Source organism: Hydrogenophaga sp. (assembly GCF_030651625.1).
GTDB lineage: Bacteria > Pseudomonadota > Gammaproteobacteria > Burkholderiales > Burkholderiaceae_C > Hydrogenophaga.
Map to the genome: position 1 here is coordinate 113,543 of NZ_JAUSCF010000012.1, position 24,052 is coordinate 137,594.

Here is a 24,052-nt window from a genome sequence, read left to right on the forward strand (position 1 = left end):
CTGCCCCACTGCTTGGCTCTTCGAGCGTTCATGTCAGTCCTTAGGTGGTGGTGGTCGGTCACTGGGTGCCGCCGTGACGCGGTGGCGGTTGGGGCACTCGACGTGCGAGCACTCCCAGAGGGCGTTCCTGCCGGCCGGCATGCCGGGCTTGGGCTTGAAACGACAGACAGGGCAAAGCCCCAGCCCGCGCTGGTCTTGTTTGTTGACCATGGGTCAGCTCCTGGTCAGGCGGGGGGGTAGGTGTCTGGCCATTCCAGTTCTGGAAGGCCATCGAGCTTGGCGCGCTCGCTGTCGGTTCTGAAGGGCCTGGGCACCCCATCGGACCAGTAAAAGCTCGTACTCACCTGTACAGCGGTGATGGCGGCAAGGGCGATCACGTTCATGATGTCTGGCTGCCAGGCGCTGGCGAATGGTGCGAACAGCGAGAGCCCGGCATACACACTCAGCACTGTGAATGCCCAGCGAATGGGGGAGCGTGTATTGATCTTGTTGGTGTGCGTGAAACGGCACACGCAGCTCCAAACCAGCGCAGCGGCCAGTGCGGTGTGCAGCAGCAGGAAGAGCAGCTGCAGGTGGATGGTGTCGATCACTTGTCCGCTCCTTTGCGACCCAGGAATGTTTCCACCAGTGCAATGGCCGCCATGCGCAGGGTGGTCCACCGGTTGCCCACCCAGCCAATGACGAAGGCCACCAGGGCCAGCATTTCAATGGCCGGCAACCCGGTGTAGCGTTCAATCAAAAAGCTGAGCGTGCCGGTGATGACCAGGGCCATCAACACGTAACGCACGATGTACAAAACCGCCTCGCGGCGCGTGGGCGTGACCACTTCCCCCAGGCTCACCAGTGCCCCTATGAAAGCAGCAGCGGCAATAGTGAGGAAAGGCCCCAGCTCCTGCCCCACCAAGGCACTCACAATGGCGACCAGCGCAGCGCCTGCCGCGCCTGATGTGATCGTGGGTTCGGGCATTGGCATGATTCCTGGTTGGCTGCTGTGTTCGAGGCGCTGGGTTCTCAGATGTCAATGGTCACGTCGGTGAGGGCTGGCGCCGGGCCTTCAATGACGCCGTTGCGCACGAACACCCGGTCATCAACGGCGGCGGCGCCTCTCACGCGCAGCAGGCCACCGCCGGAAAGCTGCACCGTGACCGTTTCATCGCTGTTCACGACGGTGACAGTGCCCACCAGCAGCGGCTGCTCGGGCAGCAAATCCAGCAACTGCCTGAAAAGGTTCGTGGTCATCACACCCCCTCCAGGTGACGTTCAAGGCTGACGGTCTGACGCGCTTTTGGCATGCGGGCGTTGACGCCCACACTGAGCACGCGGCCCCGCCACGGCGACGCGTGGTTGATCTGAACCAGTTGGCCCACATCGAGCACGCCAGGCTGACCCAGGCCGGTCAAGATGGGCATTTCGATCTGAACGATGTGCTTCGGACCTGCCGCACCCACCACCGACAGGCCACGCTGCCGGGCCGCTTCGTTTGCCGTGATCAATGGGTCGGCGATCGGCTGGGCCAGCTTTTCGCCAGCGGACAGCTCGCGCTTTACCCAGGCGTTCACGCCCTGGGTGGTGCCGCTCACGTACACCGCATTCAGGTCTGGTCCGTCCTTGCGCTCTATGCTGGTCACGAACAGCGCATCGGGCGCCAGCTCCACGTCGGCGGCGAATGCTCCTTCCCAGTTCCACGGGCCGCCCGAGATTCCGCCAGGCAGCTCCGGATAGGGATGACGGGCCAGCAGTGTGGCCGCGTTGCGCGCGCTTTGCAGGTAGCCACCAGCGGACTCCACGATGGCCTGCACAGCGGCCAGCGGCGTGCCCAGGTGGCTCCAGGCCCCAGCGGATACAAGCCAGTCGGTCAGGCCCCAGTCGAGATCTGCGCCAGTGAACTCCAGCGCGTCCACTGCGAGCTGCTGTGCAGTGCGCGCCTCTGTTGACAGACGGGCACTATCACGTGCATAGGGAGCCGCCAGCAAGGCGGTGACGCTGCGGCCACTGATTCGAACGCCACGGCGCCCGAATCGCTCCTCGTGTTGCAGGCCGTCAACCAGGAAGGCAAAGGCAATGCCGTCCAGCGTGATGCGGATCTGTGCTGGCAGGCCCGAGCTGGGCGCCAGCGCATCAAACAAGTCCACTGGCCCGCTTGCACTGAAAGTCCAGCCGAAGCTGCCCCTATCAGCAGAAAGGGCCACGTCGAAGATCGGGATCTGAGTAAGCCCAGGCAGGATGTGGGCTGTCAGTGAATGGACGGCCATGTAATACCTCGCTGGCAAGATGTAGAGCGGCGCGTCTGGATCGACCGGACCGGGAATGCCGCACACCCGCCCGAACACCAGATGCACAGGCCCGCCGGCATAGGCCGGGCAGGCGAACACCAGGTTCAGGTCGATGACGCGGGGCGTGGTGGTGCCGGTGTCCACGGGGATGAGGGACAGGCCGGGTGGAATGGGCCGGGCTTGCTGCCAGGGCATGCGCAGACTGAATGCGCGAGCGGTGCCTGAGCCAAAGCGGGCCACGGCCAGGGCTTGCAGGCGATGGGCGGCGTCCATGCTCATGCGCACTTCGCGGTGTGCTGGCGTGGCCACATTGAAGCCCATCAGCACCTGCGCCTGGCGGGCAGCGCCCAGGCCCCAGGGGGCGCGGGCTTCGCTGCGGAACATCAGGGCCGTCTGGTGCACCAGGGCGCGGGTGGTTTCTGCGTGGCGGCCCTGCCCCCATGGCGCGGCTGTTTGCGAAAGGATGCGCCCCGGCGTGAGCCAGACCTTGCGCGGCTCGGCCACCACGGCCCGGGCGGGCTGCCAGGGCTGGCGTGGCTCTGCGGTGATGCGGTCGGGCTGCGCCCAGCTCATGGGAGGTTCACCCACGATGCGGGCGGCCTGCTGGAACGGCGTGGCGGCCATGGTGCTCACGCGGCGGGGGTTTTTGTTGTCGTAGATGGCCAGCAGCTGCGCGCCCATGGTCATCACGATGGTGGCCGTGGCCGTGACGGGCGAACCTTCGCCACCGCCACCACCCGCCTCGCCACCGAACACGAGGTCGATGGGGCCGCCGGTGTACCGTGGCCTGCGGAAAACGAGGTTCAAGTCGGCCATGGCGTCAGTTGATGGCGATGGTGCCGGTCACGGTGATCTCGCCGCCAGTGAACATCTGCGCGGTGGGTGGGTCTTCACCGTTGACGACGATCACCACCGCGCCAGAGCCCGGCGGGCCTGCGGTGAAGTCGCCGATGCCCACACCCGCACCGTCCACAATGCGGCACCAGGTGGGAATGCCCGCCGCAGCAGCGTTGCCCACCACCGGCACGATGGTCATGAACGCCAGCGTGTCGTCCAGCACGCAGCTGACCTCTTCCAGCGCCACGATGGCCAGCGGTGAGCCACCGGGGTCTGCCGACGCATCAGACGGCATGCTGGTGTCGAAGAACAGGGCTGCGCCACCGCCCGCTGCGTCAATGAGATCGCGCGTGTGCAGCAGGTTGCTGCGGCGGGTGGAAAGACCGAAGCTCATGGGGCTGGCACCACGATGTCGGATTCGGCCTCTGGGCCATAGAGGCCCGTGTGATCGAATGCAATCACGAAATAGGTACCTGCCCGGATGTTCTGAAACTGGTACGCCCCGGTGACTGGATCGCTCCACTGCTGTCGAATGACGCGGCCGGTGGGCTGGTCGTGAAGCACCACTCTTCGGCGCACAGGCACTTCAGGCGTACCCGTGTTTTTGGTGGTGCCCACTGGGGTGCTGTACAGGCCGGAGTCGATGCTGTGGACTGTTCGACCAAAGCCGAGTGTAAAAGCCGCCATATCAGTGCCAATGCTTGCTCAAGCAAATCAGTCCCGCCGAAGTGACGTTACTCGGCGACCCATAAAAGCCGAAATAGACGTCACCCTCATTGGTGACGACATAAGTCAGATGCGGAAATGGTTGCAAAGCCAATGGACTCGCCAACCCAGGAACCACGCCCCTTAGGACCTTCGCCCCTTCCATCAAATAGATGCCATCCCAAATGGCCCAGGTCGGCAACGCGCCAGACTGCATTACGCCAGAGCCCAGGTGGCCCGACAACTGAGGGCCACACTGATTCATGTTTTCAGAATAGGATCCCGTTCCTGTGTAGTCTCTAAACACATAAGGCGGTCCAGCGGGGTTTGCGTTGAAACCGGAAAGGCCAAAAGCAGATGGGGAGATCTGCCCGGTCGTCGTGTTGATGCCTCCGTGAATGCCGCAGCAATTTGGGTCTGGCGCATACAAGCTTTTTAGGTCGCCAAACCAGTAGAGACACCCTCCTGAGGCACCGAAGTCAATGAACAAATACAGAAAGCGATCATTGGCAATGACAAACCACGGTTTAGGCGTTGTGTTGTTGGTGCCTTTCTGCAAATAGAGCCCGTCCGAACGCTGCGCGTTGGTTGGGAAAACATTGGAATACGTGTCAATGTCGCTGGGGTTCTCGACACCAATCATTCGCGCATATGTGGTGGCCGCAGGAGCAGCATTTGTATCCAAAATGCGCAGGCAAATCCCCGTGGCCTCCACCGAATCAGGCTGAAATATCGATTTACCAGTTCCTGTGAAGATTTCAGTCCAGCCGGCCGGCGCCTGTTTGGCGGTGATCGTGCCCGTGTAGGTTCCATTGGCCACACCTGGGGCTGGATAGTTAAACGTGTTGGCACCTGTGACGGTGGGCTGCTTCTTTCCGTTGAGTGCCGCTTCAGAGCTGCCCTCGATCAGCACGTGCGAGGCATAGGCACCGCTATAACCGTGCGTGGCACAGGTTACTGTGGCCACACCAGATGAAACCACGATGCTCGTAACGGATTTTGAGTTGTAGCCGTTCTGCAGGCACACCCGAAGCACCTCGCACCAGGCCCCCACGGCGTTATTCAGGGTTGGGGCGCCGGTGTCGGTGCTGCGGTAAATGGTGGGGTAGGTCATTGCGCTATCGGGTTAGGGTGCGTCCACATCGGACCTGAACGCCAGCGTGGCGCTGTCGCTGGCCAGGGTGGCAGGCCCCTGCAGCACGGTGCGGGCTATCCAAGCGGGTGAACCGGCAGCCTGGGTGTTGAAGCGCAGCACGTTGCCAACCGACCAGCCTCCACCCCAGCCCAGCGCGGGGATGCTGAAATACGGCACATCGGTCTGTGCGTTGATGGCCTCGATGGCTTCGGTGATGCTCACGTTGGTGAGCACCTGACCCACGTTCTGCCCCACCACACGCACCAGCGTGGCGCCGGTGAAGATGACGGCCCAGCGCTCTGTGATGGCGCCTCGGTTGGTCACGACGATGGGAAAATCGATGTTGTTGAAGCTGGCTGTGGGCTCGGAGCCGCCCAGCGTGTCGGACCAATCACCACTCCAGGTGGTGCGCTCCAGGTAGTTGAAAACCCGGCTGAACAGGTCGCCCTTGCGCAGCTTGCTGCTCACATAGCTGGTGTCTGCCGGATAGTTGTGCGTGAGGCCGGCCACCAGGTCGAGCGCGCCACTGATGTCTGCCCTGGCGCACAACAGCTCATCCTCGATGCGGTGGTGCACGGTGAACGGCTGGTCATACCCGGTGATGTCGCTCTCGACAGGAACCGTGATTTCGCCCGCATCAAAGTCGACGGTGTAGAGCGCGCCAGGCACGCGCACACCAGCGGCAGTGCGCACGTTCACAGCGGCAATGCGCTCGCGGCCCAGGCTGTAGGCTGTGCCTTTGGTGAGCGGGTTGGGCAGCGCGGTGGTGAGTGTGTTGTGCACGATCACCTGGCCACCGCTGCGGAAGATGGGCACCTTGCCGTCGATGGGCAGGCGCGCGGTGGACAGGCCCAGCAGGGTCTCGTCCAGCGGGATGTACTGAAGGTAAACGGCGTTGTAAGTGACCTCATCGGCCCGCACAGCCGTGCCTTCAGCGGGGCCAGGGCCAACGCCTGCCACTTCCCAGTAGATGATGCCGCGAGCAAAGTCCACCAGGCCGGTGAAGTCGCCGCTGATCACACCGCCGCTGTTGGCGTTGCCAATGAGTGAACCCACCTGCAACTGGAAGCTGCCGGCCTGCAGCGGGGCGCGTGGCACGCGGAACACGCCGCCGAAGATGTCCAGCCCGCCCCGGGCGTCGTGCGCGGCGTTGCTCCAGGTGATGCTGTTGGTGCCACCGGCCGGCACGCTGGTGAAGTTCAGGCGCCCGTCGCTGGAGGCACTGCCCGCCGCTTCCGCAATGCCGGTGGTGGCCGCCCAGCCACGGAAGAGCACGCCGTCGCGCGTGAAATGCACCTGCCCGGCCCAATTGAAAGCCATGCCGTTGGTGACGATGGCCAGGCCAAGTGGTGGGTTGGTGTCGATGAACCAGCTGGGTGCGATGGCGAACGATTCGGCGGCGCCCCCGCCGGTGGGCAGGTAGCCGATCTCGATCAGGTTGTCTCGGTCCAGCGGGAAGGCTGTGACCTCGTTGGTGGCGGCGTAGCGATAAGTGGGGCCGCTGAAAAAGCCCACCTCCGCGTAAGGCACCAGCACCTTGGCCTGCACTTTTTGGGTGATGTTCACGCTGCTGGCACCATTGAGCAGCATCACCCCGGTGGTGTTGTTGATGGTGCCGATCACTGTGCTGGTGCTGCCCGCGTACACCACGGTGCCCACGGTGAAACACTGGAGTACCCGGGCAGCGGTGCCCGAGGTGGCCACGATCTGGAAGCGCACCGATCCGGGCTGAATGGGTGCGCCGGTCAGGGTGTATTGCCCGCCGCCGTCGTTGGTGAAGGCACTGGTTTCAGTGGTGCGGGTGTAGCTGACGGTGACCGGCCCTGTGGGCAGCACGTTTGGCGAGAACGGCACCTGATAGCCGCCACCGGCCAGGCGCTGCACCGCCTGCACCTGTGCGGGGCCGGTGACGGTGCCGTCTGCGGCCACGGTGGCTGTCTGCGTGCCTGCGCCCGTGGGCCATTCAAAGGCCAGAGTGCCGGGTGCGGGTGCGTCGCTCAGCGGAATGTTGGACCAGGCCCGGCTGGGCAGGCCGGTGGCGGGCACGGCACTGCCTGCCTCGCCCCAGGTCATCACGATGAGGCCACCCACATCGGGAGGCGCGCCCAGGGTGAGGGCCATGGAGCCAGTGAGGAAGTTGAGCGTGCCGGCACCGTAGGCGCTGCTGGCACCGCTGATCTTGCCGGTGCCGTCTTCGGTTAGGTCATACCAGCGCCCTTGCGCCATGTAGCTGACGGTGAGCGTGGCCGGGGCCGGTGGCGGATCGAACGCGAACACATAGGCTGTTGACTGGTTCGCGGTTGTGATCTCGAAGCCCATGGAATGGGCAGTGGCCCCGGTGACCGTGGCCGGCCGGTAGCTGATGGCGTTGGTGGCTGACCCGTAGTTCGGCGCGCCACCCGCCATGGTGATGGTGCGGTTGATGTAGTCCACCGTGCCCACCACGGTTTCGCCCTGCAGCAGCTGGCCGGCGTTGTTGCTGGTGAAGGTGGTGGCGCCATGCGTCATGACCAGGCTGGCCGGCTCGCAGGCCGTGGGCAGTTGCAGCACCGTGGTGGGCGCCAGCGTGCGCGTGGCGCTGGGCAGCGCGAGCAAGGCCACAGCGGTGCGCGAGAGCGTGGGGCGCTCCACCAGGGGGTAGATGTCAATCACCGGCTCTGGCACGGTGTTGGCCGGCACCAGCGGGGTGAAAATGCCGTCGGCCACGGTGATGGTGAAGTCACCGATAGCAGCGGGAATGCCCAGCTTTTTCACGCCATGGAACACGGTGCCCACGGCTGGCGTGGTGCTGTACACGGTGGCGGTGTTGGTCACAATTGGCGGGTCAAACTGGATCTGCCGGCCCAGCAGATCAAATTCCATAGGGTCCCGCAACTCGCAGGTGCACAGGTTGACCTCTGTCAGACCGCCCGTGCCGCCAATGGCCACCAGCGCGGTGCTGGTCGCGGTCTTGAGCACGCGCACGAACTGCTCTTGACCACTGGGGTTGAACAGCACAACGGTGTCGCCCGGCTCAGGGAAGCTGGTGGCCGGGGCGATGTTGTACAGCTGCAGGATGAGCGCGCCGGCATAGTGCACGTCCTGCACTCGACTCAGCAGGCGTGCGCCTTTGACCAGGTACTTTTGCACAGCGTCTCTCGCGGCCGAAAGCTCATCGGCCCAACCACCGGTCTCAAAAACGGTGCAGTGCACCAACGGGTCGGCCGGCGGCTTGAGCACGGCGAACGAGGCTCCCAGCAGCAGGTCGTTGTCGTCAGAGTGGCCCGCGCCAAACAGCTTGCGACAATTCACCCGGCCAGCGGCGCGGTCGTCGCTGGAGATGTCCGGAAACACGTTGTTCGTTTCGCCGTCGACCACCGGGATGCCAGTCATGGCGCCGCCGCCTTCGGGCACGTCGGCCATGACGGCGGATTTCAGCAGCTTGATGTCGTCGCTTTGGATGGGCATGGTGAGGTCTTCTTTCGATGCAGCTGCTGTGCGGTCAGGCCGGCATTTCCAGGAACCGCAAAGTCAACGAATAGGGGTCGGTGGGCTCGGGGTCGCTGTAATCAACCACTGCCCGCGCTTCAATGGGTCGCGCTGCGTGGTCCCAGATCACCTGGTAGGTGCTTCCCTTGTGCGAGAGCGTCATGAACAGCCCAGGCTGCTGAGCCCAGGCGTTCAGCGTGAGCAGGGGGCCGCGCAGGCACCAGGCGTAGTCCACCCCGCCCTCCAACGTGATCAGGCGGCCGGCTTGCCGTTGCCACTCTTCAACGTGCAGGGCGCCGGTGCTGGTGTATTCGCGGCTTTGCTCGATAGCCGTCCAGGCAAACTCGTCGACCCAGAGCAGATCCGGCGGGAGGTCGAGCACCTGCGGGGTGCCACCTGCGCCAGCGGTGGGGTGCGTGAGGGTGATGCTCATGGTTGTTTCAGCGGCCTGCGCTCAGCGCAGAGTTCTGCAGGGTGCGAACGATGGCGGCGGCGCCTTCTTCGTCGGTGTTGACCGTTTCGGATTGGCGGCCGTTGCGCAGCTCCACAGTGACGCGACGCCCCACCTGGGTGGCTTTCAGCGCTTGCTCGAACTGCTGACGTACGGCCCTCCATTCGTTGCGGTCAGCAGCGCCTGTGAGGCTGAATGCGGCCGGGTTCATGCGGTCAAGATCGCGGTTGACCGCTTCGTTTTGGTCCAGCGCTGCGATGGCGTTGGTCAGGTCTTTGGCGTCCTGGGAAGTGAGCGTGCCGGCGTTGAGCTTTTCCCGCAGGGCGAAGATCAAGGTGTTGTCGACGGCGTTCTGGCCTGCCAGGCGTTCTTCGCGTGTGTTGCCCGTGACGCTGCCGCCCTGTGGCCTGCCGTACTTGTCATCTCCCAGCGGGCTGCTGAAGCGCTCATTGGCCAGTTCAATCTGGCGCTGCAGGGCAGCGTTGGCATCGTTCGTTGCACCCGCAAAGCCACGCTGTGAGCGGGTCAGGTTGTCAATTTCCGTGCGATACCCTCTGGCGCTGCCGCTGCTCAGCTTGAACAGATCGAGCTGCTTGCGCATAAGGTCAATGCTCTGGCCGGTCGCAGCAGCCTCGGCGATCTTGACCTGGGCCAGCTTGATGCTGCTTTCCAGCTCGGCCTGTTTCACTAGGTTCACCTCGCCGCTGGCCCGCATTTCCGCCAGCTTCGCTTCGGCTACAGCAATCGAGCCTTCGGCCTCCACGCGAGACACTTCCACCTTTGCCCTGGCGATCTGGATCTCGATCTCCATTTGCTGAATCTTGGCTTTGCGGGCCTGGAACTCATTGCCCATGAACCGGGCCATGTCTTCCGACTGCCTGGCCAGCTGCTGCTGCACCTGCAGGTTGGCAAGCGTTGCCTGCGCATCGCCAACCTTGGCAATGCGTGAGGCCTCCCAGGCTTCCACCTGGTCGGCGGCAGTAACGCGCACCTGATCGCCCAGATCCTTGACGGCATCGCCCAGACGCTTGGCGTCGCCGACCGCCTGTTCCGTCCCTTTTCCGACATTCGCGAACAGCTCCGCATAGTTGTCGTCAATTTCGGTCAGGCGCTCAGCCAGGCGCTGTTGGGCGGCTTCGATCGTGTCGTCAGAGAACACTGCCCTTGCGGCTTCCCATGCGCCTTGAATCCGCGCGATGGTCTTGGTCAGGCCGGCAGCAAGGGCAATGCCCGCCTTTTCCACCACCTCAAATTCGCTCTTGAGATAGGTGCCAATCTCCCAACCGATCCATCCTGAAGCGGCCAGCTTTCCAGCTGCTGCCAGGCTCGCGGCCATCTTGGAGCCTGCAGCTGTGGTGGCGGCCATCAAAGCCGTGGTTTGGGTGGATGCCACAGCAAGCTGTGCGGTGTAGGCCTTGAGGGCGGTGAGCGCTTTGATGCCCCACACCACCGCCATCACCTCGCCCGCCGTGATGGCCAGGCTGACCACCGTATCCAGGTTCTCAGAAAGCATGTCGATCGCATCAACGATCTTTTGTGTGGACTGAGTGGCCCGATTGGCCTCGCCCACGTACTGGGTCCAGGTGTTGGTAAGACGGGTGACGGCGTCGGCCACCGTGGCGCTCATGCCTGCAGCGGCTTCCTTGTTCAGCTCAACGGTCTGGCGAAGGCCTTCGTTCAGGTCGTTGACCGACAGCTTGCCGGTGATGCCCAGCCGGCGGATTTCATCGGCTGTTTTGCCGGTGGCCTGCGCCACTGCATTCACGATGGTGGGCGTGGCGGCCATGATCGACTGCCACGCACCCACCTCGATGCGCCCGGACTGGATGCTCTTCGTGTACGCGTCGATCGCGTTCTTTCCGCGCTCAGCAGAAGCCGCGTTTGTCGTCAGCAGGAAAGAAAAGCTGTCGGTGATGTCCAACGCTTCGTTCGTGCTGTAGGACATGTCGCGCAGCGCATCGGCGGTGCGAATGTAAAGCTCCTGCTGCTCTTCCAGGCGACGGTATGTGAGGTTCGCCGTGGCCAGAATGCGCTGCTGGACCAGGTCGTACTCTTCGGCCACTGGCGTGGCCATGGCAATGCGCTCGGCCATCTGGCCATAGGCATCTGCCAGGGCGATGGTGTCCGTTGCAAAGCCGGCGGCCTTGTTGAGCGCGAACAGGCCCGCCACCGCCTTGCCCACCGCCGTGAGCGAGGTGTTGAGTACGGAACTCTTGGCGTCTACCTTGTCCAGCTCGTTGCCCAGGCCGCGCAGGCCTGCGCCTGCAGCGGCGGTTGACTGGGCTTGCTTGCGGCCAGCGTCGGCCGCTGCGTTGCCTGCGGCTGTGTAGGCCGGGGCCAGCGCCTGCACCTCTGCGCGGGCCTCTGAAATGGCCGCCCGAACGCCGCGCTCGCTCTGGGCCAGCGTGTCGGTGGAAATGCCAACAGCCCGCAGGCTGGCGCGGCTTTGGTCCAGGGCCACGTTCTTCTGCAGCAGCTCGTCTTTGGCGGCACGCACGTTGTCGCGCAGACGCTGCATCTGGCCTGCCTGCTGGCGCGTAGGGCCGCCACTGGCAGCCAGCTGGGCACCCAGGCGCTGGGCGGCGGCCTGGGCCTCTTCCAGCCGCTCTGCGGTGCTCTGGGCCTCGGTCTTGAGCGAGCGGAAGTTCTCAATGGCGCCCTGCTTTGCCCCCAGCTCGCGCAACGCTTCAGCGCTGGCCTGCGCCTGAACCTTGAGGTCGCCCTCCAGCGTCTTGGACAGGCCTTCCAGCTCTGCGGCCAGCGCATTGACGTCGCTTTCCCCGGTTACCGCTGCTTCAATGTCGTAGCGGATACGCGGGTTGGTGGCCATGGGGGTGTTGGTGTGTGGTGCTTTGGGCTTTTTTCAGGGGCGGCGGCTTGCGGTAGCAGGCTGCGCGCCCATGAAAAAAGCCCGCCGATGGGCGGGCTTCGTTCGCTGCTGGAGGCTTTAGGTCACAGCCGCACCAGGGGTGCGAACCTCGTACGGCTCGGTGAAGCCGTTTGGTGTCACCAGCTTGCCCACCAGCGTGATGGGCACGAACTCGCTGTTCAGGAAGTCGAAGCCAGTGCTGGCGCCCAGCACGGCCTCGTGCACGTCCACTTCCAGGGGTTCGTTATTGACCATGTTCTGGCCGTCGAATTGCGCCTTGCAACGCACCTGGCTCACGCGGCCGCCCAGGATCTTCTTTCCGTCCACGGCGCCGTAGGTGCCAGTGATCAGGACTTCATCAGTCGCGGCTGGAATGCCGGCAACACCGGGCAGGAAACGGAATTCACCGCGCAGCCAGTTCACCTCGTACTGCACTCCCAGCGTGTAGGTCACAGTGGCGCCAGCGTTGGTAATTGCGAACCCCGCAGCGCTGAAATTGCGAAAGCCCAGCGGCTGCCAAACACCGATGGTGCCCAGGGTGAACTCCTCGGCCGTCAGTGCGCCGCCGGACTGGCTGAGAGTCTGCACCAGGCCCTGGAACTGCATGGCCATGGCTTCCACGCTGGAGGCCGACAGCTCAATGGTGATTTCCGTGGGAGTGGGCAGGATCACCGAGGCGCGGGCTTGTCCGTAGTCGATGTGCGACTTCGAAGTGCTCACCTTCTCTTCGAAGTTGGGCTTGATCTCGAACTTGTCGGCATCGAAGTAGTCGCCGAAGCCGTTGTAGGCCTGAGTGACCGGGTTGAAAAGATTCAGCTTGACGAGGCCAGCGGCCAGAATCGCGCGTGCAGTTGACATGATGTAGCTCCAAGAAATGAAAATGCCAGCACGAGGCTGGCGAATGCTTTGAAGTGGATACGCGGTGCCGCCTATGCCCCCGTGGCGCTGTGAACCAACTCGTAGTCAATGTCCCAGGCACTGGCAACCAGCGAGCCTTCGATCAGCATGTTCTCAACGTCAGGCACTACCTCTATCTCCCGAGGCTTGACCTTGTTTGCGAACACACTGAGCGAGACCCACTGTTTGCGAACAACCCCGCCCACCACCAGTTGCATGGCGTCGGCGTCGCTGTCTGCCTGGTCCGTGTTGGCAATGCTGCCAACCAGCAGCCGGAACTTGCGGTCTTCCTTGTGGCCCTTGGCCTGGATCAAGGTGTCCGGTTCCCAGCGAATGACGATGAGAAAGTCGTTCTTTCCCACCTTCACGGATTGACGCGGGTTGCGCCGCACCCGAACAGACTGCAGCTCTGGCGCTGCCTCCAGCGCCGTGGCCACGCTGTCAAAGATCTGCCAGCGCAGGCTGTTGGTGGTGAACGTGGGCATGGTGAGGTTCAGGCGGGTGTGATGTAGCAGGCAGACTCGGCGCCGTCGGCGAGCAGGAAGCCTTCGCGCAGCACGCGCCAGGTGGTGGTGCCGTCGGTGATGCGGTCATCCTCCAGCAGCTGAACAGCCGCTGTGATGAATCGCAGCTCCTCGACGGTGCCCGCCACAAAGCGCTGCAGCACTTCTTCGTCGACCGCCGACTTGATGCCCTGAAAACCGGGCTCAACCGGCAGTTCGTCCACCACCTTGTGAAAGGTGGTGGCGAACTCGTCGCTGTCGAAGAAGACTTCCATGTCGTCGTCGCCGATCATGGTCAGCCTTGCGTGCCCTGGGCGGCGGCCTTGGCGGCTGCTTCCGCAGCAGCAGCATCGGCGGCGGCTTTGTCTGCCGCTTCCTTCTCCGCTGCTACCCGTTCGGCTGCGTCCTTGTCCGTGGGTGCCCTGCGGGCCACGGGCTCGATGGCACCGGCCTTGAGCAGCGGCGCCGCCTGGTCTGCGGAGAGGTCGATGACCTCGCCGGCCGGCACCCGCTTTTTCGCGTCGAGCTTGACGCGCATGGTGGTGATGAACTTTGCCATGATCAGGCCACCGCTGCCTTGAAGATAAAGCCAGCCGAAGCGCCGGCCAGCACGGGCTTGCGCGCATCGGCGACAGGGTTCACCCAGCTGTTGGCGTTGCGGTCGTCGTAACCCTCTTCCACCACCGGGCGACCGCTAAGCTGGTAGGTGTAGCCATAGTTCGGACTGCCCATTTCAGCCAGGCTGGCGGGGGTGGTGTAGGCCAAGATGGCATCTTTGCCCCACACGTCCTGGAACACAGCGCCGTCGTGGTAAGTGGCTTGCCCCTCAACCACCTGTTCCAGCTCGAACAGTGCCTGCAGCTGGGCAATGCTGGCCGGCGGGCGGTCTGCAGCGGTGCTCAGGCGAGCGAGGATCTTCGGGTGGTTGCGAAGCGCGGTGAGAACCTTGGGGCCCAAGGTCATCACGTTGGGACGCTCGCCGATCTGCTGGCGAATGGCTTCCTTGGCATCCATCACGTCAGCGATGGGGTCGCTGTCAACGTGAGACCACTGGCCGGTACTGGACAGCGTTTCTTTGTTGTTCGCGCCGTAGTTGTCCGCGTTGCGTGCCAGCACGCTGGCCTGGTACTCACGCTCCAGCGCCATCACGTTCTGCACCTTGCGGATGCTCATGGCGATGAGGTCGATGCCAGGGACGGCCGCGGCCTCTTCCTGGATCTCGTAAGGCGTCATCGCTTCAAGGCGGTAGTCCACCAGAGAAAAATCTGCACCTGCGTAACCGAACTGCACGCGCTTGGTGTTGGTGCCAGGGGCGCGCACGGTGGACACGAGTTTGAAGTCATCAGGGCCAAAGGTGATGATCTTGCCGCCACGGGACGTGACCGTCACGATGGGGAAAAGGATGCTGGCGATCGCGGCCTTGGGGCTGCGGTAGCCGCGCGCGACCTCGCTGAGGATGGGGTCGACGGCACGAGCCTGGCCGGGGGTCATTTGGTTCATGTTGGGTTCTCCGTTCGGTTGTGAGGTTCAGGGGCGGGCGGCGGTCAGGCGGCGGTCACCAGAAGGCCGGAGCTGGGCACCAGCAGCACTTCGACCAACTGGCCGTCTGCGGTGGCAGCTTCCAAGGAGCGAGCCACAGCGTGCTTGTCGCCGTCTGCGTCGTGAGCGATCAGCTTGCCGTTGGTGCCCACCATGAGTGGCACATCCTTCGAAAAGGCGGCGCCAGCGGTGACGATGGCGGTGCCCTGCACATCGACAGGGGTGGGGTCTCCGATGGCCGCGTCGGTGCGGGTGATGCCGAAGGCAAGACCGCCCGCAGCGGGGTAGGCGCCGGCCTGGTTGACGGCGCGAGCGTTTTCCAGCGCGGCCGTGGCAATGACGGTGAGCGCCAGGGTGGAGATGGAGGGGTTCATGTGCGTGACTCCTAAAGTTGATGTTCAGTGGGGATCAGGCGGCGAAGCCCAGCTTCTTCATCGCGGTGATGAAGTCGACCTTGTGTTCAGCGGCGTAGGCTTTCGCTTCCGCTACCTGTTGCGTCTTGGTCTTCGCCTGGTCGCTGGGGGCGACGCTGGTCTTGGCGGGCGCGGGTGCGTCGCTCTCAACAAAGGCCTTGCCTGCAGCTTCCTGCTGGGCGCGCTCGGCGGCCAGCACGACCATCGCGGCTTCCGGGCCGGTGGTCTTGCCGTCGGCGGCGAGCTTCTCGATCAGGGCTTCGTGGCCTTTCATCGACTGGGCTCGCACAGCGGCGACGCGCTCTTGTTCGACTTTGGCACCGGCGGCGCGGGCTTCGGCCTGGATGGTGGTGAGCAGTTCTGGGTGCTGCTCCGCCAGGGTCTTCATATCCATGGTGGTTTCCTTTGAGGGTGGGTTTGCGGGAGGGTCGAGCAGCACCGGCTCGGGTTGCGGGTCGCCTTCAGTCCGCGCACCGGCGGGCTTTCGGGCAGGGGCAGATGCCGCCACCTTCGCCTTGCGGCGGGTGGCGAACTCTGAGGGGTTGGCCGCCATGCGATCGACGACCTGGTCAACGGTGGCAAAGCCATCCAGCAGACCAGCGTCGACCGCCTGCTGGCCGATGAAGACGCGGCCATCGGCCATGTGTTGCAGCACCTCTTCAGAAGTCACGCTGCGGTTCTGTGCCACGGCATCCACAAACACGCTGTAGATGTGGTCGACCATCTGCTGCAGGTAGGCGGTGGCCTCTTCGTCCAGTGGTTTGGCGCTGGTGGCCATGCGCTTGTAGCGGCCGGCCGTGATTTCGGTGGTCTGGCCGTTGCTGGCGTTCGGCGTGTAGTTGTGGGTCATCACCACGCCGATGGAGCCCACCTGAACCGTGGTGCCGCTGCCAAACACCGCGTTTCCGGCAGAGCCCAGCCAGTAAGCGCCACTCGCCATGACGCCGTCGGTAACCGTGACGATGGGCTTGACGGCGGCCAGCTCCCGGATGGTTTCCGACAGCTCGGGCACGCCCAAGGCGCTGCCACCGCCACTATCAACCTGCAGGATCAGGCCGCGCACGCGTGGATCTGCCACAGCGCTTTCCACCTGCTTGACGAGCAGCTGGGTGCTGACGCCTCCGCTGATTCGCATGAACAGGTTCGCCTTGGGGGCCAGCACACCCTCGATGGACAGCACAGCGACCCCGCCTTCGCGGATGCGGTATTCCTGCTGCTCGCTGGCGAGGGGGCGGCCCAGGCGGGCCTCCAGTGCGGGAAGGTCGATCTTTTCGCCGCGCAGGTGCGTGTCGTAGATCGACTGGATTTCCAGCAGGCGATCGGGCTGAATGGCCCAGGCGCCGCGAAGCAAGTCGATGAGAGTCATGGTGTCCGGTCCTATCGTGTGGGCGACGGCGCGCTGGAGCGCTCGCTGTCTTCTTGCGGCGCAGGTGCGCCGGCCTTGGGGACGGGGAGCAGGTTGTTTTTGGACAAGCGCAGGTGTTCAGCCAGCTTCTGGTCGAACGTCTCGTTCCAGTCGGTTCCGCCCAGCTCCCATTCCGCACGCTCGCGGGTCATCAGGCGAGCGTCGATGGCGGCGGTGTAGGCGGCGACCTCGTCTTTCGGGTTGATGCTGCCCATGCTGTCGCCCGGCCAGGCCGCGCGGGTGTAGGCCCACCGCAGCAAGGGGTCGGAAAAGAAACCGGGCGCCTTCACACGCCCCAGGTACACCGCCTCTGCCAGCCAGGTCTCCACGATGGGCTGGCAGAAGGTGAGGCCGGTCCAGAACCGTTCGCCACGGAAGTAGACCCATGCGTCCAGCAGCGCGGCCTTGCTGGCGCTGTACGAGCTGTTGAACTGCTTGGTCAGCAGCTCGACGGGGATGCCCAGGCCCATGCCGATCAGCCGCAGCATGCCGACGATGAAGGCGTCGGCGTTGGGGTTCGGGCGCTTGGGGTCGGCAAACGAGGCTTTTTCGCCTTTGGCCAGGCCAATCACGGCACCCATGCCCAGACCGATTTCGTCCGATCCGCCAGCCGGGGCGGCACCGCCCTGCCCGTCCGCACCAAATACCGGGGCGGCATTGCCGTTCTCCGTCTCGATCAGCACCGTGAAGAAGGCGTTCAACACGGCTGCGTTGACTTCGGCTTCCGTGAAGCGGCCGATCTGTTTGATGAAGTCGATCACCGGGGCCAGATAGGGCACGCCACGAGGCTGGCCGGGCCGCAGCTTTTTGTAGTGGTGCAGCAAGCGGCGGCGGCCACTGTCACCGGTGAAGTTCACCCACTCACCGGCGTACATGCTGCCGGCCTTGGCGCCCGTGTATCCACCGCCTGGGTGGCGGTCATAGATGTGCGCAGCCAGTGGGCGACCGCCTGGGCCGAAGCGGATGCCACCCGCAATCGCTTCGGTGTCCATCTGGCCCATGGGGTTGCCAATCTGGTCGGCCTCGATCAGCTGAAAGCGCAGCGCATACGGATACATTCGGGTGCGCTCGGCCACTGGCAGCAGGGTGAAGATGTCGCCGCTTTCCTTTGTGCCGCGCACCACCGTGCCCTGTGCTTCGTAGAAGTTCTGCTCCCCCGTGAAGTCGCAGGCCTGCGCATCGTCTGCCCACATGCTGTATTCAGCCTGGGTGGTGGCCTTCCACTCGGCCACTTGGTCAGCACTCCAGCCCAGTGCCCTGGCATTGGGCGATGCGACGAAGGCCAGGCCGGTGCCAACGATGCGATCCACGTTGGTCTGAATGACGCCGGCCGCAATGGGGTTGGTCCGCACCAGCTCGCGCGACGCCCCGCGCTGTGTGCCCAGCTGGGGGAGCGTGTCACGGCCAGCGCTGCGCGCGAAAGGCCACCACCACCGCGTGCCGGCGCCGCTACCACTGGTGCCACCACCAGGGCCGGGCGTGCCGGAGCCACCAGACGCGGAAATGGACATGAGGGCGTCCACACGGGCGCGGGCCTGCAGGCGGCCAACCACCCGCTGCGGATCAATGGGCAGAAGCGCCTTGTCGATGAGGTTCAACATGTGCGTGTGAACCTCTTAGCCACGGGGGCGCAGGTAGCGAATGCGGCGGGCACCACGGTTCGCGGGGTTGTCGGGCACCGTGGCGATCAGGTTGTTGATCTTCTCGATCTCATCCCGCACATCGGCCAGATCTGCGCGGCGGTTGCGGCGTGCGGTGCCCCCCTGGCCGATGGTGTATTCCTGGCTCTGCAGGATCTTCTGCTCGGCGGCCAGGTAGTTGGCCAGGCGGGCCACAAGTTCGGCGTAGGTCATGCGCGGCGGCTCAACAAGTCGTTGACGGCTCGGTCAAGTTCGGCCGGGAATATGCGCTCCGTTGCCCGCTGATTCACGCCGGTGAAGTCAAGCCGCGAGGTGTAGGTGGGCTGCTTGGTGAAGATCAGCAGCGGCATCACCACGGGCCCGCTGCGCTGCGCAATGCCACGAACGCGAGCGCCAGGCTTGCCAAACAGGAAATAGCCGCGTGGGTTGGCGGCCTTGCTGTCTTTCGTGCGCTTGGCCTTGCGCGCGGCGCCCGACTTTGCCCAGGCATTCACCGATCGCAGCAGCGCTGCAGGTATGTTCCCGTTCGCGTCGAGTTCGATCTGCCGGCCCGGCATGACACGCTCACCCGCACCCAGCAGCCCGGCGTAGCGCAACGCACGCTCGAAGCGCTTTTCACCGCGTGAGCCGCCTTCAACTCCGGGCAGCAGGAAGTTTTCCGGCTTGTTGCCGCCGCCTGCATCGTCCTTCACCCAGATGCTGGCGCTCAAGGTCTGGCGCGTCGCGGCCTGAATGCGCAGGCTGTTGAGCGTGTACCGGGTGGGGCGGTCAAACACGCGCCGCATTTCGTCCGGCAGATCGGTCTTTGCGATGGCGCTGGCCGTGCGAGTGAGCGCAGTGCTGGCCGCATAGGGCAAGACACGGGCAGGAATGTCCCGCATGCTGCGAATGGCGTCCGCTAGCCCGTTTCGTGGGCCGCGTGAAGAGATTACGAGCATGTGGTGGAGGTGGTTTTCCCAAAGCAAAGGCCCCGGCACTTTCGTGCGCGGGGCCTTCTGTTCACAGTGGTTGCTGTGGTTTGTGCGGTGGGATTACATGGTGGTTTGTGTGGGTGGCGGACTTTTCAGACCTAGATGAATTGGTGCCTATTTTGGGCCTTTGTGTAACCTGCTTTCAAGCGGTTTGTTGTCACCTCTGGAGGTGACAAAAACGGCATTGACGAAACCGCCCCTTGCGTTGTATGGATCAGTTTTGCGGCGCGGGCTCGGCACGGGCAAGCCGGTCGCGCTCGGCCTGCAGCTCGCCCAGTTGGTAGCCCAGCGAGCGTTCGCCGCGTTCGCAGTCAAGCGAGAGCTGCACTATCTCTGCCGCTTTCTGCGCTGCATGCGTCTTGCCGTACAGGTTTTGCAGATAGGCGTACTGGCTGGCCTCCAGATCGCGACGCTTTCTCGCGCAGTCGCTAAGGTGCTGCGTCAGTGCACCGCGAGCACGCGGTATCAACAGCGCGTCCAGCTCGATGACGCGTCGCGCCTGGGCACTGGCGGCCACTGACGCATTGATGCGCTCCACTTCGGCCTTTGCTGTGGCGGGCTGCACGGTGGTGCTGCCACTGGCTGGTCTCACTTCGATGGCGCCACCTTTGCCTGCGCAAGGTGCGTCCTGGAAAGTTACCTTGCCGTCTGGCCCGGTGCACTTGTTGACGGCCACGGCCTGCGACGCGGCCACGGCCAGCAGCATGGAAAACGCAATCTTCAGCATGTAGTGATCTCCTTCCAGTGATTGTGTGCCTGCGTCACTGTTCGGAGTCAACCACCCGAAGGGGGAAGCGGTGCGGCAAAGTTGCCAAGACCGCGTTATTTTCTTGTTCGATCTGGTTGGCCGCAGCGATCACGCGGTGGCTGAATGCGCGCAACAGGCGGTAGAAGTGGTTCCGGCTGATGCCCAGCGCTTCGGCGGCGGTCTTGATGTAGGCGGTGCGCTCACCGTAGTAGAGCCAGAACACCCGCGTATCCAGCGCGTCGCGCGGCTGCCCGATGATGGCCAGGTGCAGGGCCGCCAGGCGCGCATTGCATGGGGCATCCGGGCCACCCACGTGGCGCATGGGCCTGCTCTTGCCGCTCAACTTGCCCAGCAAGCTGCCACCGACAGGCGCGGGGCCGAAGTATCGCCTGGTGCGGCACCAGTAAGACCACTCCTCAAAAATCAGCTTCAGATCCTCGTCACCGGGCTGATCGTCAACGGCCTCGTCGTCGGTTTCGAGGGGTGCAGGTGCCGCAAGACGGGCGGGTGGCGTGTTCATCTCATTCCTCGGTTGATGATGCGGCGGCCCACGGCTGGTGCCTGCAGGGCGGCCATGGGGATGGGTTGTGGTGATGGTGGGCTGGGTGGCTCGGCTGGTGGATACGTATCCGCTGGGGCGGTCGGGCCTCTTGTTTGGTCGTCGGTCAGGATTTCGCCTGTCTCAGGGTCGGTCAGCTCGATCGGGCGCGGTGGCGTTGGTGTGGGCTGCGGCGCGAAAAGGTCGCCAGTGGGCGGGATGAGCTTCTTGCGCAGCTCGCGCCAGTCCAGCTCGGACCACTTGTGCAAGCCCAGCTTGTGGGCCATGGCGAGGTTGTAGACGCTCAAGTCAGTGGCTTCGTTGCGCACGCCGTTGGGCTTGATCCACTGCCGAACAGCCCGTCCCTTGCGGTACACAACCACCATGCGCTCGGCCACCAGCTGGTCGAACCACTGCTCGTCAATGGCGTCGGGGAAGTGCATGGCGCCTGGCCCCTCTGTGAGCTTCATGCGATCCAGCAGCAGGTGGTCCTTGGCCACGTCGGTACCGACTTCCCAAAGCTCTACGCCGTCCGGGGTTTTGGTGCCACCCCACTCAATGTCCACCTTCTTCGGCGCCATGCCGATGATGGGTCGGTTGGGCCGGGTGGCGCCGTGAATGGCAACGCAGTGCAGGCCCTTTCGGGCGGCCGTGTAGTTGTACACGTCCTGCGTGTTCGAGCCGCCGGTGTCTACAGCATAGGCGCTGATCATGATGGCGCGGCCACTGGCGTGCAGCAGCGGCGTGCGCCGGATCTCGTCCACCCGGTTCCACGGGCTGCCATGGCTACCGGGTGCAAGGCTGGGAGAGCCGATGATCTTCTCGTAGTCAAGCACCCAGTGCTCCAGGCCAGGACCCCAGGCCTCGATCTGCGCTTCCAGGCGGTCGCCCTGGGTGTCCACGGCCATGGTGACCACCAGGGCGCGATCGGGAATGATCCGCATCGGGTACGGCTCGGCGCGGGAGCGCAGTTGGTCGGCGGTGCTGACGGACTCCGTGTTGTCGTAGCTCAGGCCCATGCGGGTGTTGAAGAACACCTGCATCGCTTCATGGTCGCCACGCTGCAACCGGTCCTTGGCGCGGGCGTATTGGCGGGCCAGCGACAACCAGGTGATGGCACCCACCGGCATGTAGAACGCGCTGCAGGTGAAGCTGATGGTTTCACCGTCGCCCTTCGCGGTGGCGACCCACCGGGCCTCTCCTCCCGCAGCCACGTCGGGCAGCATGGTGGTCTTGTGGTGCTCGTCGATTTCGAAACCGCACTCAGGGCATACGAACCACGCACGGTCCATGAATCCGGTTTCGGGATCGCGGGCATATTGGAAGTTGGCCAGCGCCAAGGCGTGCAGGTGACCGCAGTGCGGGCACGGCACGTGATATTCCTCGCGCGTTCCCATCTCGAACAGCTCGTCGATCTTCGACATGCCCTTCACACTCGGGCTGGATGTGTAGAAGAACTTGGCGTCGTTCGCGTACTGCGTGGCGCGGGCCTCGGCCAGCTCGACCGGGTCGCCCTCGTCGTCCACGCTGCGCTCCAGGCGGTCGATCTCGTCCACGTAGATGTAGGGCGCCGATACCTCGGCCAGGTTTGCCGCCGAGCCGGCGGTGTTCATGTACAGAGTTGCGTCGCCCAGAAAGTCCTTTGCCTGCACGGTGTTGCGGCTGTCCCGGCTTTTCGCTGCCGACACCCGTTCGCGCAGCTCGGGCACGTTGCGGATCATGGTCGACACACGGGCGCTGAACCGTTTCACGAGGGTGTCGGTCGGCTCCAGCGCCAGGATGTTGCGCGGGCGGCGGTGGATCAACGCCCCGATCCAGTTCAACGCCGTCTGCGTCTTGAACATCTGAGAGGCCACCCGCGCCACCACGCGCTTGCAGGGGTGCCCGGGCGATAGCACCTGGTGCACGCGGCGGGCCGGGTAAGACCGGTCGAAGCGGAACTCACCCGGTGCCGGCCCCGACTTGGGCAGGATCATGAACTCCTCGGCCCACTCGTCGACCCGCAGCTCCGGGTCCGGGCGTGCGCCTTCGATCGCAGCCGTGATGCCCAGGGCGTAGCCGTCAGCAAAGTGAAACCTCATCAGGGCACCTCGCCGTTGAAGTAGCACATGGGCAACGGCTCCAGCTCTGCAAGCGAGACGGAGAATGGCTTGCTTGGAAATGGCCACTCCCCGTTGTCGAAGATCAACGACACCAGGGGGCTGGTGCCACCGAGCATGCACAGCACGTCGCGGCCCTTGTGCCTGCCATCGCGCAGGCGGTAGCGGTGGCCTTGGTTTGCGCGCTCGATCTGGATCACTGTTGATCCTCCTGCGGCTGTGGCAGCTTTTCGTGCATGGTCTGCTCCCAGTCAGCAAACGCGCGGCGTTGCTCCTCATCAATCACGCGCTCGATGTCCCGCGCGTCGCTCAGCCCGATGCAGCGAGGTGCTGCGCGCTGCGGCACCGCCATCGCGCGATCGCGCAGGAGGCGAAAGCCATCGAATACTGCGCGGCGCAGTTGCACCACATCGGCCAGCTTTCCCTCTGCTGCCATGTTCTCCCGACGCTTCTGGCGCAGGGTTTCCTGCTCGGTCTGGGCGCGGTAGTCGGTGTACGCGGCCTTTGACGCTGCGTCGGCGCCGATTTCGGGCGCTGTAGGCGTTTCAGGGCTTGCGCCGCCACCATCCCCTTCGCCAGCTGCAGAACTCGCTGCAGGCCGCACGCTGTCGGCCCGCGCGCGGGTGTTTTTTGCCCACTGGATATCCGCCACGTCGGGGTCGATGCACTTGCGCCCCTTTTCGTCCAGGATCACCGAGATCCGCTCTTCACTGATCGCCTTCGCCACAGCCGACACGGCGCACCCGCGATGCCGCGCGTACTCACGCAGGCCCATGAGCTGCACCTTAGCCACGGTGAACACCCCCTTGCAGGGCAAGGTCAGCAGGTGAACGGCCCGTTTGTCCACCAACCTGTTCACTTTGCCCCCCGCCAACCACTGGCGCGCGCGCGGGGGGCGAATTACCCCGGCGGCTTGGTGCTGGGGGAGTACCTATAGGGGGGGTCACCTGCTGGCGCGCGGGGGGTGGGCCGGCCTCACCCCCAGCAGGTCCAGCAGATGCCGCAGCACCCCACGGCGAGGCCAGGCCCACCACGCGCCCGCCTTCTGCAGCGTAGAAGGTGCAGCGCTTGGCATTGGTCTTGAGCCATTGCCTTGCTGCTTGCGCACCCTGCTGATCCAGCACGTCCGCATGCTCGCGCCTTGCCTTCTGTGCTGTGGCCATCGCGGCGTCGAGGTCCACGAACTGGCCGTCGTACATGGCCCGGCACTGGTCGATGAACTGGGCCACCGTGGGCATGGCCTGGCGGCGACGATCTGTCGAGCTGCTGGCTGTTGGTTCGGTGGTCTGGTCCATCTACTTCTTTCTCTTTTTGAAAAAATGAAAGTGGAGTTACGCGGTTGCGCGCGCGCGTAACCACGAAACCCGCAGCCCGCCTAGCGAGTTACGCGGTTTCGCGGTTACACCCACTCGCACGCACATGCATGCGCACGCATGTGCACGCGCACCCGCACGCCCGCACACATGTATAGAGGGGCGCGTAACCGCGTAACCGCGTAACTTCCCGCGCCGTTGCTGGGTTTTGGAGTTACACCCCCGCGTAACCGCGTAACTCGCCGGGC

The 24,052-nt window shown here is 64.3% G+C and carries 27 protein-coding genes; all 27 read right to left on the bottom strand.

Annotation, left to right across the window (positions count from 1 at the left end; translation table 11 throughout):
- Positions 1–33: 33 nt before the first annotated feature.
- A complete protein-coding gene (locus Q7V46_RS05200; protein WP_304912451.1) occupies positions 34–210 on the bottom strand; it encodes a hypothetical protein in 177 nt (58 codons plus the stop codon).
- A 14-nt stretch (positions 211–224) separates the two neighbouring features.
- Entirely contained in the window at positions 225–590 is a 366-nt protein-coding gene (locus Q7V46_RS05205; protein ID WP_304912452.1) for a hypothetical protein, read from the bottom strand.
- A complete protein-coding gene (locus tag Q7V46_RS05210) occupies positions 587–967 on the bottom strand; it encodes a hypothetical protein (protein WP_304912453.1) in 381 nt (126 codons plus the stop codon). The genes Q7V46_RS05205 and Q7V46_RS05210 overlap by 4 nt, the downstream gene beginning before the upstream one ends.
- A gap of 44 nt (positions 968–1,011) precedes the next feature.
- Positions 1,012–1,239 carry a hypothetical protein gene (locus Q7V46_RS05215; protein ID WP_304912454.1) on the bottom strand — a complete coding sequence of 76 codons (228 nt, stop codon included), beginning with the start codon at positions 1,237–1,239 and terminating at the stop codon, positions 1,012–1,014.
- Positions 1,239–3,089 carry a hypothetical protein gene (locus Q7V46_RS05220; protein WP_304912455.1) on the bottom strand — a complete coding sequence of 617 codons (1,851 nt, stop codon included), beginning with the start codon at positions 3,087–3,089 and terminating at the stop codon, positions 1,239–1,241. The genes Q7V46_RS05215 and Q7V46_RS05220 overlap by 1 nt, the downstream gene beginning before the upstream one ends.
- A 4-nt stretch (positions 3,090–3,093) precedes the next feature.
- Positions 3,094–3,504, bottom strand: a complete 411-nt coding sequence (locus Q7V46_RS05225) for a hypothetical protein (protein WP_304912456.1) — start codon at positions 3,502–3,504, stop codon at positions 3,094–3,096.
- The gene (locus Q7V46_RS05230; protein ID WP_304912457.1) at positions 3,501–3,728 is read right to left on the bottom strand and encodes a hypothetical protein; all 228 of its coding nucleotides are present in this window, start codon (positions 3,726–3,728) and stop codon (positions 3,501–3,503) included. The genes Q7V46_RS05225 and Q7V46_RS05230 overlap by 4 nt, the downstream gene beginning before the upstream one ends.
- A gap of 70 nt (positions 3,729–3,798) precedes the next feature.
- Positions 3,799–4,929 (bottom strand): hypothetical protein, encoded by a 1,131-nt coding sequence (locus Q7V46_RS05235; protein ID WP_304912458.1) that lies wholly within the window; start codon positions 4,927–4,929, stop codon positions 3,799–3,801.
- Between the two features lie 12 nt (positions 4,930–4,941).
- Positions 4,942–8,397, bottom strand: a complete 3,456-nt coding sequence (locus Q7V46_RS05240; protein WP_304912459.1) for a hypothetical protein — start codon at positions 8,395–8,397, stop codon at positions 4,942–4,944.
- A gap of 34 nt (positions 8,398–8,431) precedes the next feature.
- Positions 8,432–8,851 carry a hypothetical protein gene (locus Q7V46_RS05245; RefSeq protein ID WP_304912460.1) on the bottom strand — a complete coding sequence of 140 codons (420 nt, stop codon included), beginning with the start codon at positions 8,849–8,851 and terminating at the stop codon, positions 8,432–8,434.
- A 7-nt stretch (positions 8,852–8,858) separates the two neighbouring features.
- The gene (locus Q7V46_RS05250; protein WP_304912461.1) at positions 8,859–11,699 is read right to left on the bottom strand and encodes a tape measure protein; all 2,841 of its coding nucleotides are present in this window, start codon (positions 11,697–11,699) and stop codon (positions 8,859–8,861) included.
- A gap of 117 nt (positions 11,700–11,816) precedes the next feature.
- Positions 11,817–12,596 (bottom strand): hypothetical protein, encoded by a 780-nt coding sequence (locus Q7V46_RS05255; RefSeq protein WP_304912462.1) that lies wholly within the window; start codon positions 12,594–12,596, stop codon positions 11,817–11,819.
- Between the two features lie 71 nt (positions 12,597–12,667).
- A complete protein-coding gene (locus Q7V46_RS05260) occupies positions 12,668–13,120 on the bottom strand; it encodes a hypothetical protein (RefSeq protein WP_304912463.1) in 453 nt (150 codons plus the stop codon).
- An 8-nt stretch (positions 13,121–13,128) separates the two neighbouring features.
- The gene (locus Q7V46_RS05265; protein ID WP_304912464.1) at positions 13,129–13,431 is read right to left on the bottom strand and encodes a hypothetical protein; all 303 of its coding nucleotides are present in this window, start codon (positions 13,429–13,431) and stop codon (positions 13,129–13,131) included.
- Positions 13,432–13,433: 2 nt separating this feature from the next.
- The gene (locus tag Q7V46_RS05270; protein WP_304912465.1) at positions 13,434–13,697 is read right to left on the bottom strand and encodes a hypothetical protein; all 264 of its coding nucleotides are present in this window, start codon (positions 13,695–13,697) and stop codon (positions 13,434–13,436) included.
- Between the two features lie 2 nt (positions 13,698–13,699).
- Positions 13,700–14,638: a major capsid protein gene (locus Q7V46_RS05275; RefSeq protein WP_304912466.1), complete on the bottom strand. Its 939-nt coding sequence runs from the start codon at positions 14,636–14,638 to the stop codon at positions 13,700–13,702.
- Positions 14,639–14,682: 44 nt separating this feature from the next.
- Entirely contained in the window at positions 14,683–15,051 is a 369-nt protein-coding gene (locus Q7V46_RS05280) for a capsid cement protein (protein ID WP_304912467.1), read from the bottom strand.
- Between the two features lie 34 nt (positions 15,052–15,085).
- Positions 15,086–16,456: a S49 family peptidase gene (locus tag Q7V46_RS05285; protein ID WP_304912468.1), complete on the bottom strand. Its 1,371-nt coding sequence runs from the start codon at positions 16,454–16,456 to the stop codon at positions 15,086–15,088.
- A gap of 11 nt (positions 16,457–16,467) precedes the next feature.
- Entirely contained in the window at positions 16,468–18,096 is a 1,629-nt protein-coding gene (locus tag Q7V46_RS05290) for a phage portal protein (RefSeq protein WP_304912469.1), read from the bottom strand.
- A gap of 15 nt (positions 18,097–18,111) precedes the next feature.
- Positions 18,112–18,348 (bottom strand): hypothetical protein, encoded by a 237-nt coding sequence (locus tag Q7V46_RS05295; protein WP_304912470.1) that lies wholly within the window; start codon positions 18,346–18,348, stop codon positions 18,112–18,114.
- Positions 18,345–19,073 (bottom strand): hypothetical protein, encoded by a 729-nt coding sequence (locus Q7V46_RS05300; RefSeq protein WP_304912471.1) that lies wholly within the window; start codon positions 19,071–19,073, stop codon positions 18,345–18,347. Before Q7V46_RS05300 ends, Q7V46_RS05295 begins: the two co-directional genes overlap by 4 nt.
- A gap of 247 nt (positions 19,074–19,320) precedes the next feature.
- Positions 19,321–19,833, bottom strand: coding sequence for a DUF4124 domain-containing protein (locus Q7V46_RS05305; RefSeq protein WP_304912472.1), 513 nt, complete (start codon positions 19,831–19,833; stop codon positions 19,321–19,323).
- A gap of 34 nt (positions 19,834–19,867) precedes the next feature.
- Entirely contained in the window at positions 19,868–20,374 is a 507-nt protein-coding gene (locus tag Q7V46_RS05310; protein WP_304912473.1) for a hypothetical protein, read from the bottom strand.
- Complete coding sequence (locus tag Q7V46_RS05315) at positions 20,371–22,473, bottom strand: phage terminase large subunit family protein (protein ID WP_304912474.1); 2,103 nt, start codon at positions 22,471–22,473, stop codon at positions 20,371–20,373. The genes Q7V46_RS05310 and Q7V46_RS05315 overlap by 4 nt, the downstream gene beginning before the upstream one ends.
- Entirely contained in the window at positions 22,473–22,691 is a 219-nt protein-coding gene (locus Q7V46_RS05320) for a hypothetical protein (RefSeq protein ID WP_304912475.1), read from the bottom strand. The genes Q7V46_RS05315 and Q7V46_RS05320 overlap by 1 nt, the downstream gene beginning before the upstream one ends.
- Entirely contained in the window at positions 22,688–23,284 is a 597-nt protein-coding gene (locus Q7V46_RS05325) for a hypothetical protein (RefSeq protein WP_304912476.1), read from the bottom strand. Before Q7V46_RS05325 ends, Q7V46_RS05320 begins: the two co-directional genes overlap by 4 nt.
- Positions 23,277–23,786, bottom strand: coding sequence for a hypothetical protein (locus Q7V46_RS05330; RefSeq protein WP_304912477.1), 510 nt, complete (start codon positions 23,784–23,786; stop codon positions 23,277–23,279). The genes Q7V46_RS05325 and Q7V46_RS05330 overlap by 8 nt, the downstream gene beginning before the upstream one ends.
- Between the last annotated feature and the right edge of the window lie 266 nt (positions 23,787–24,052).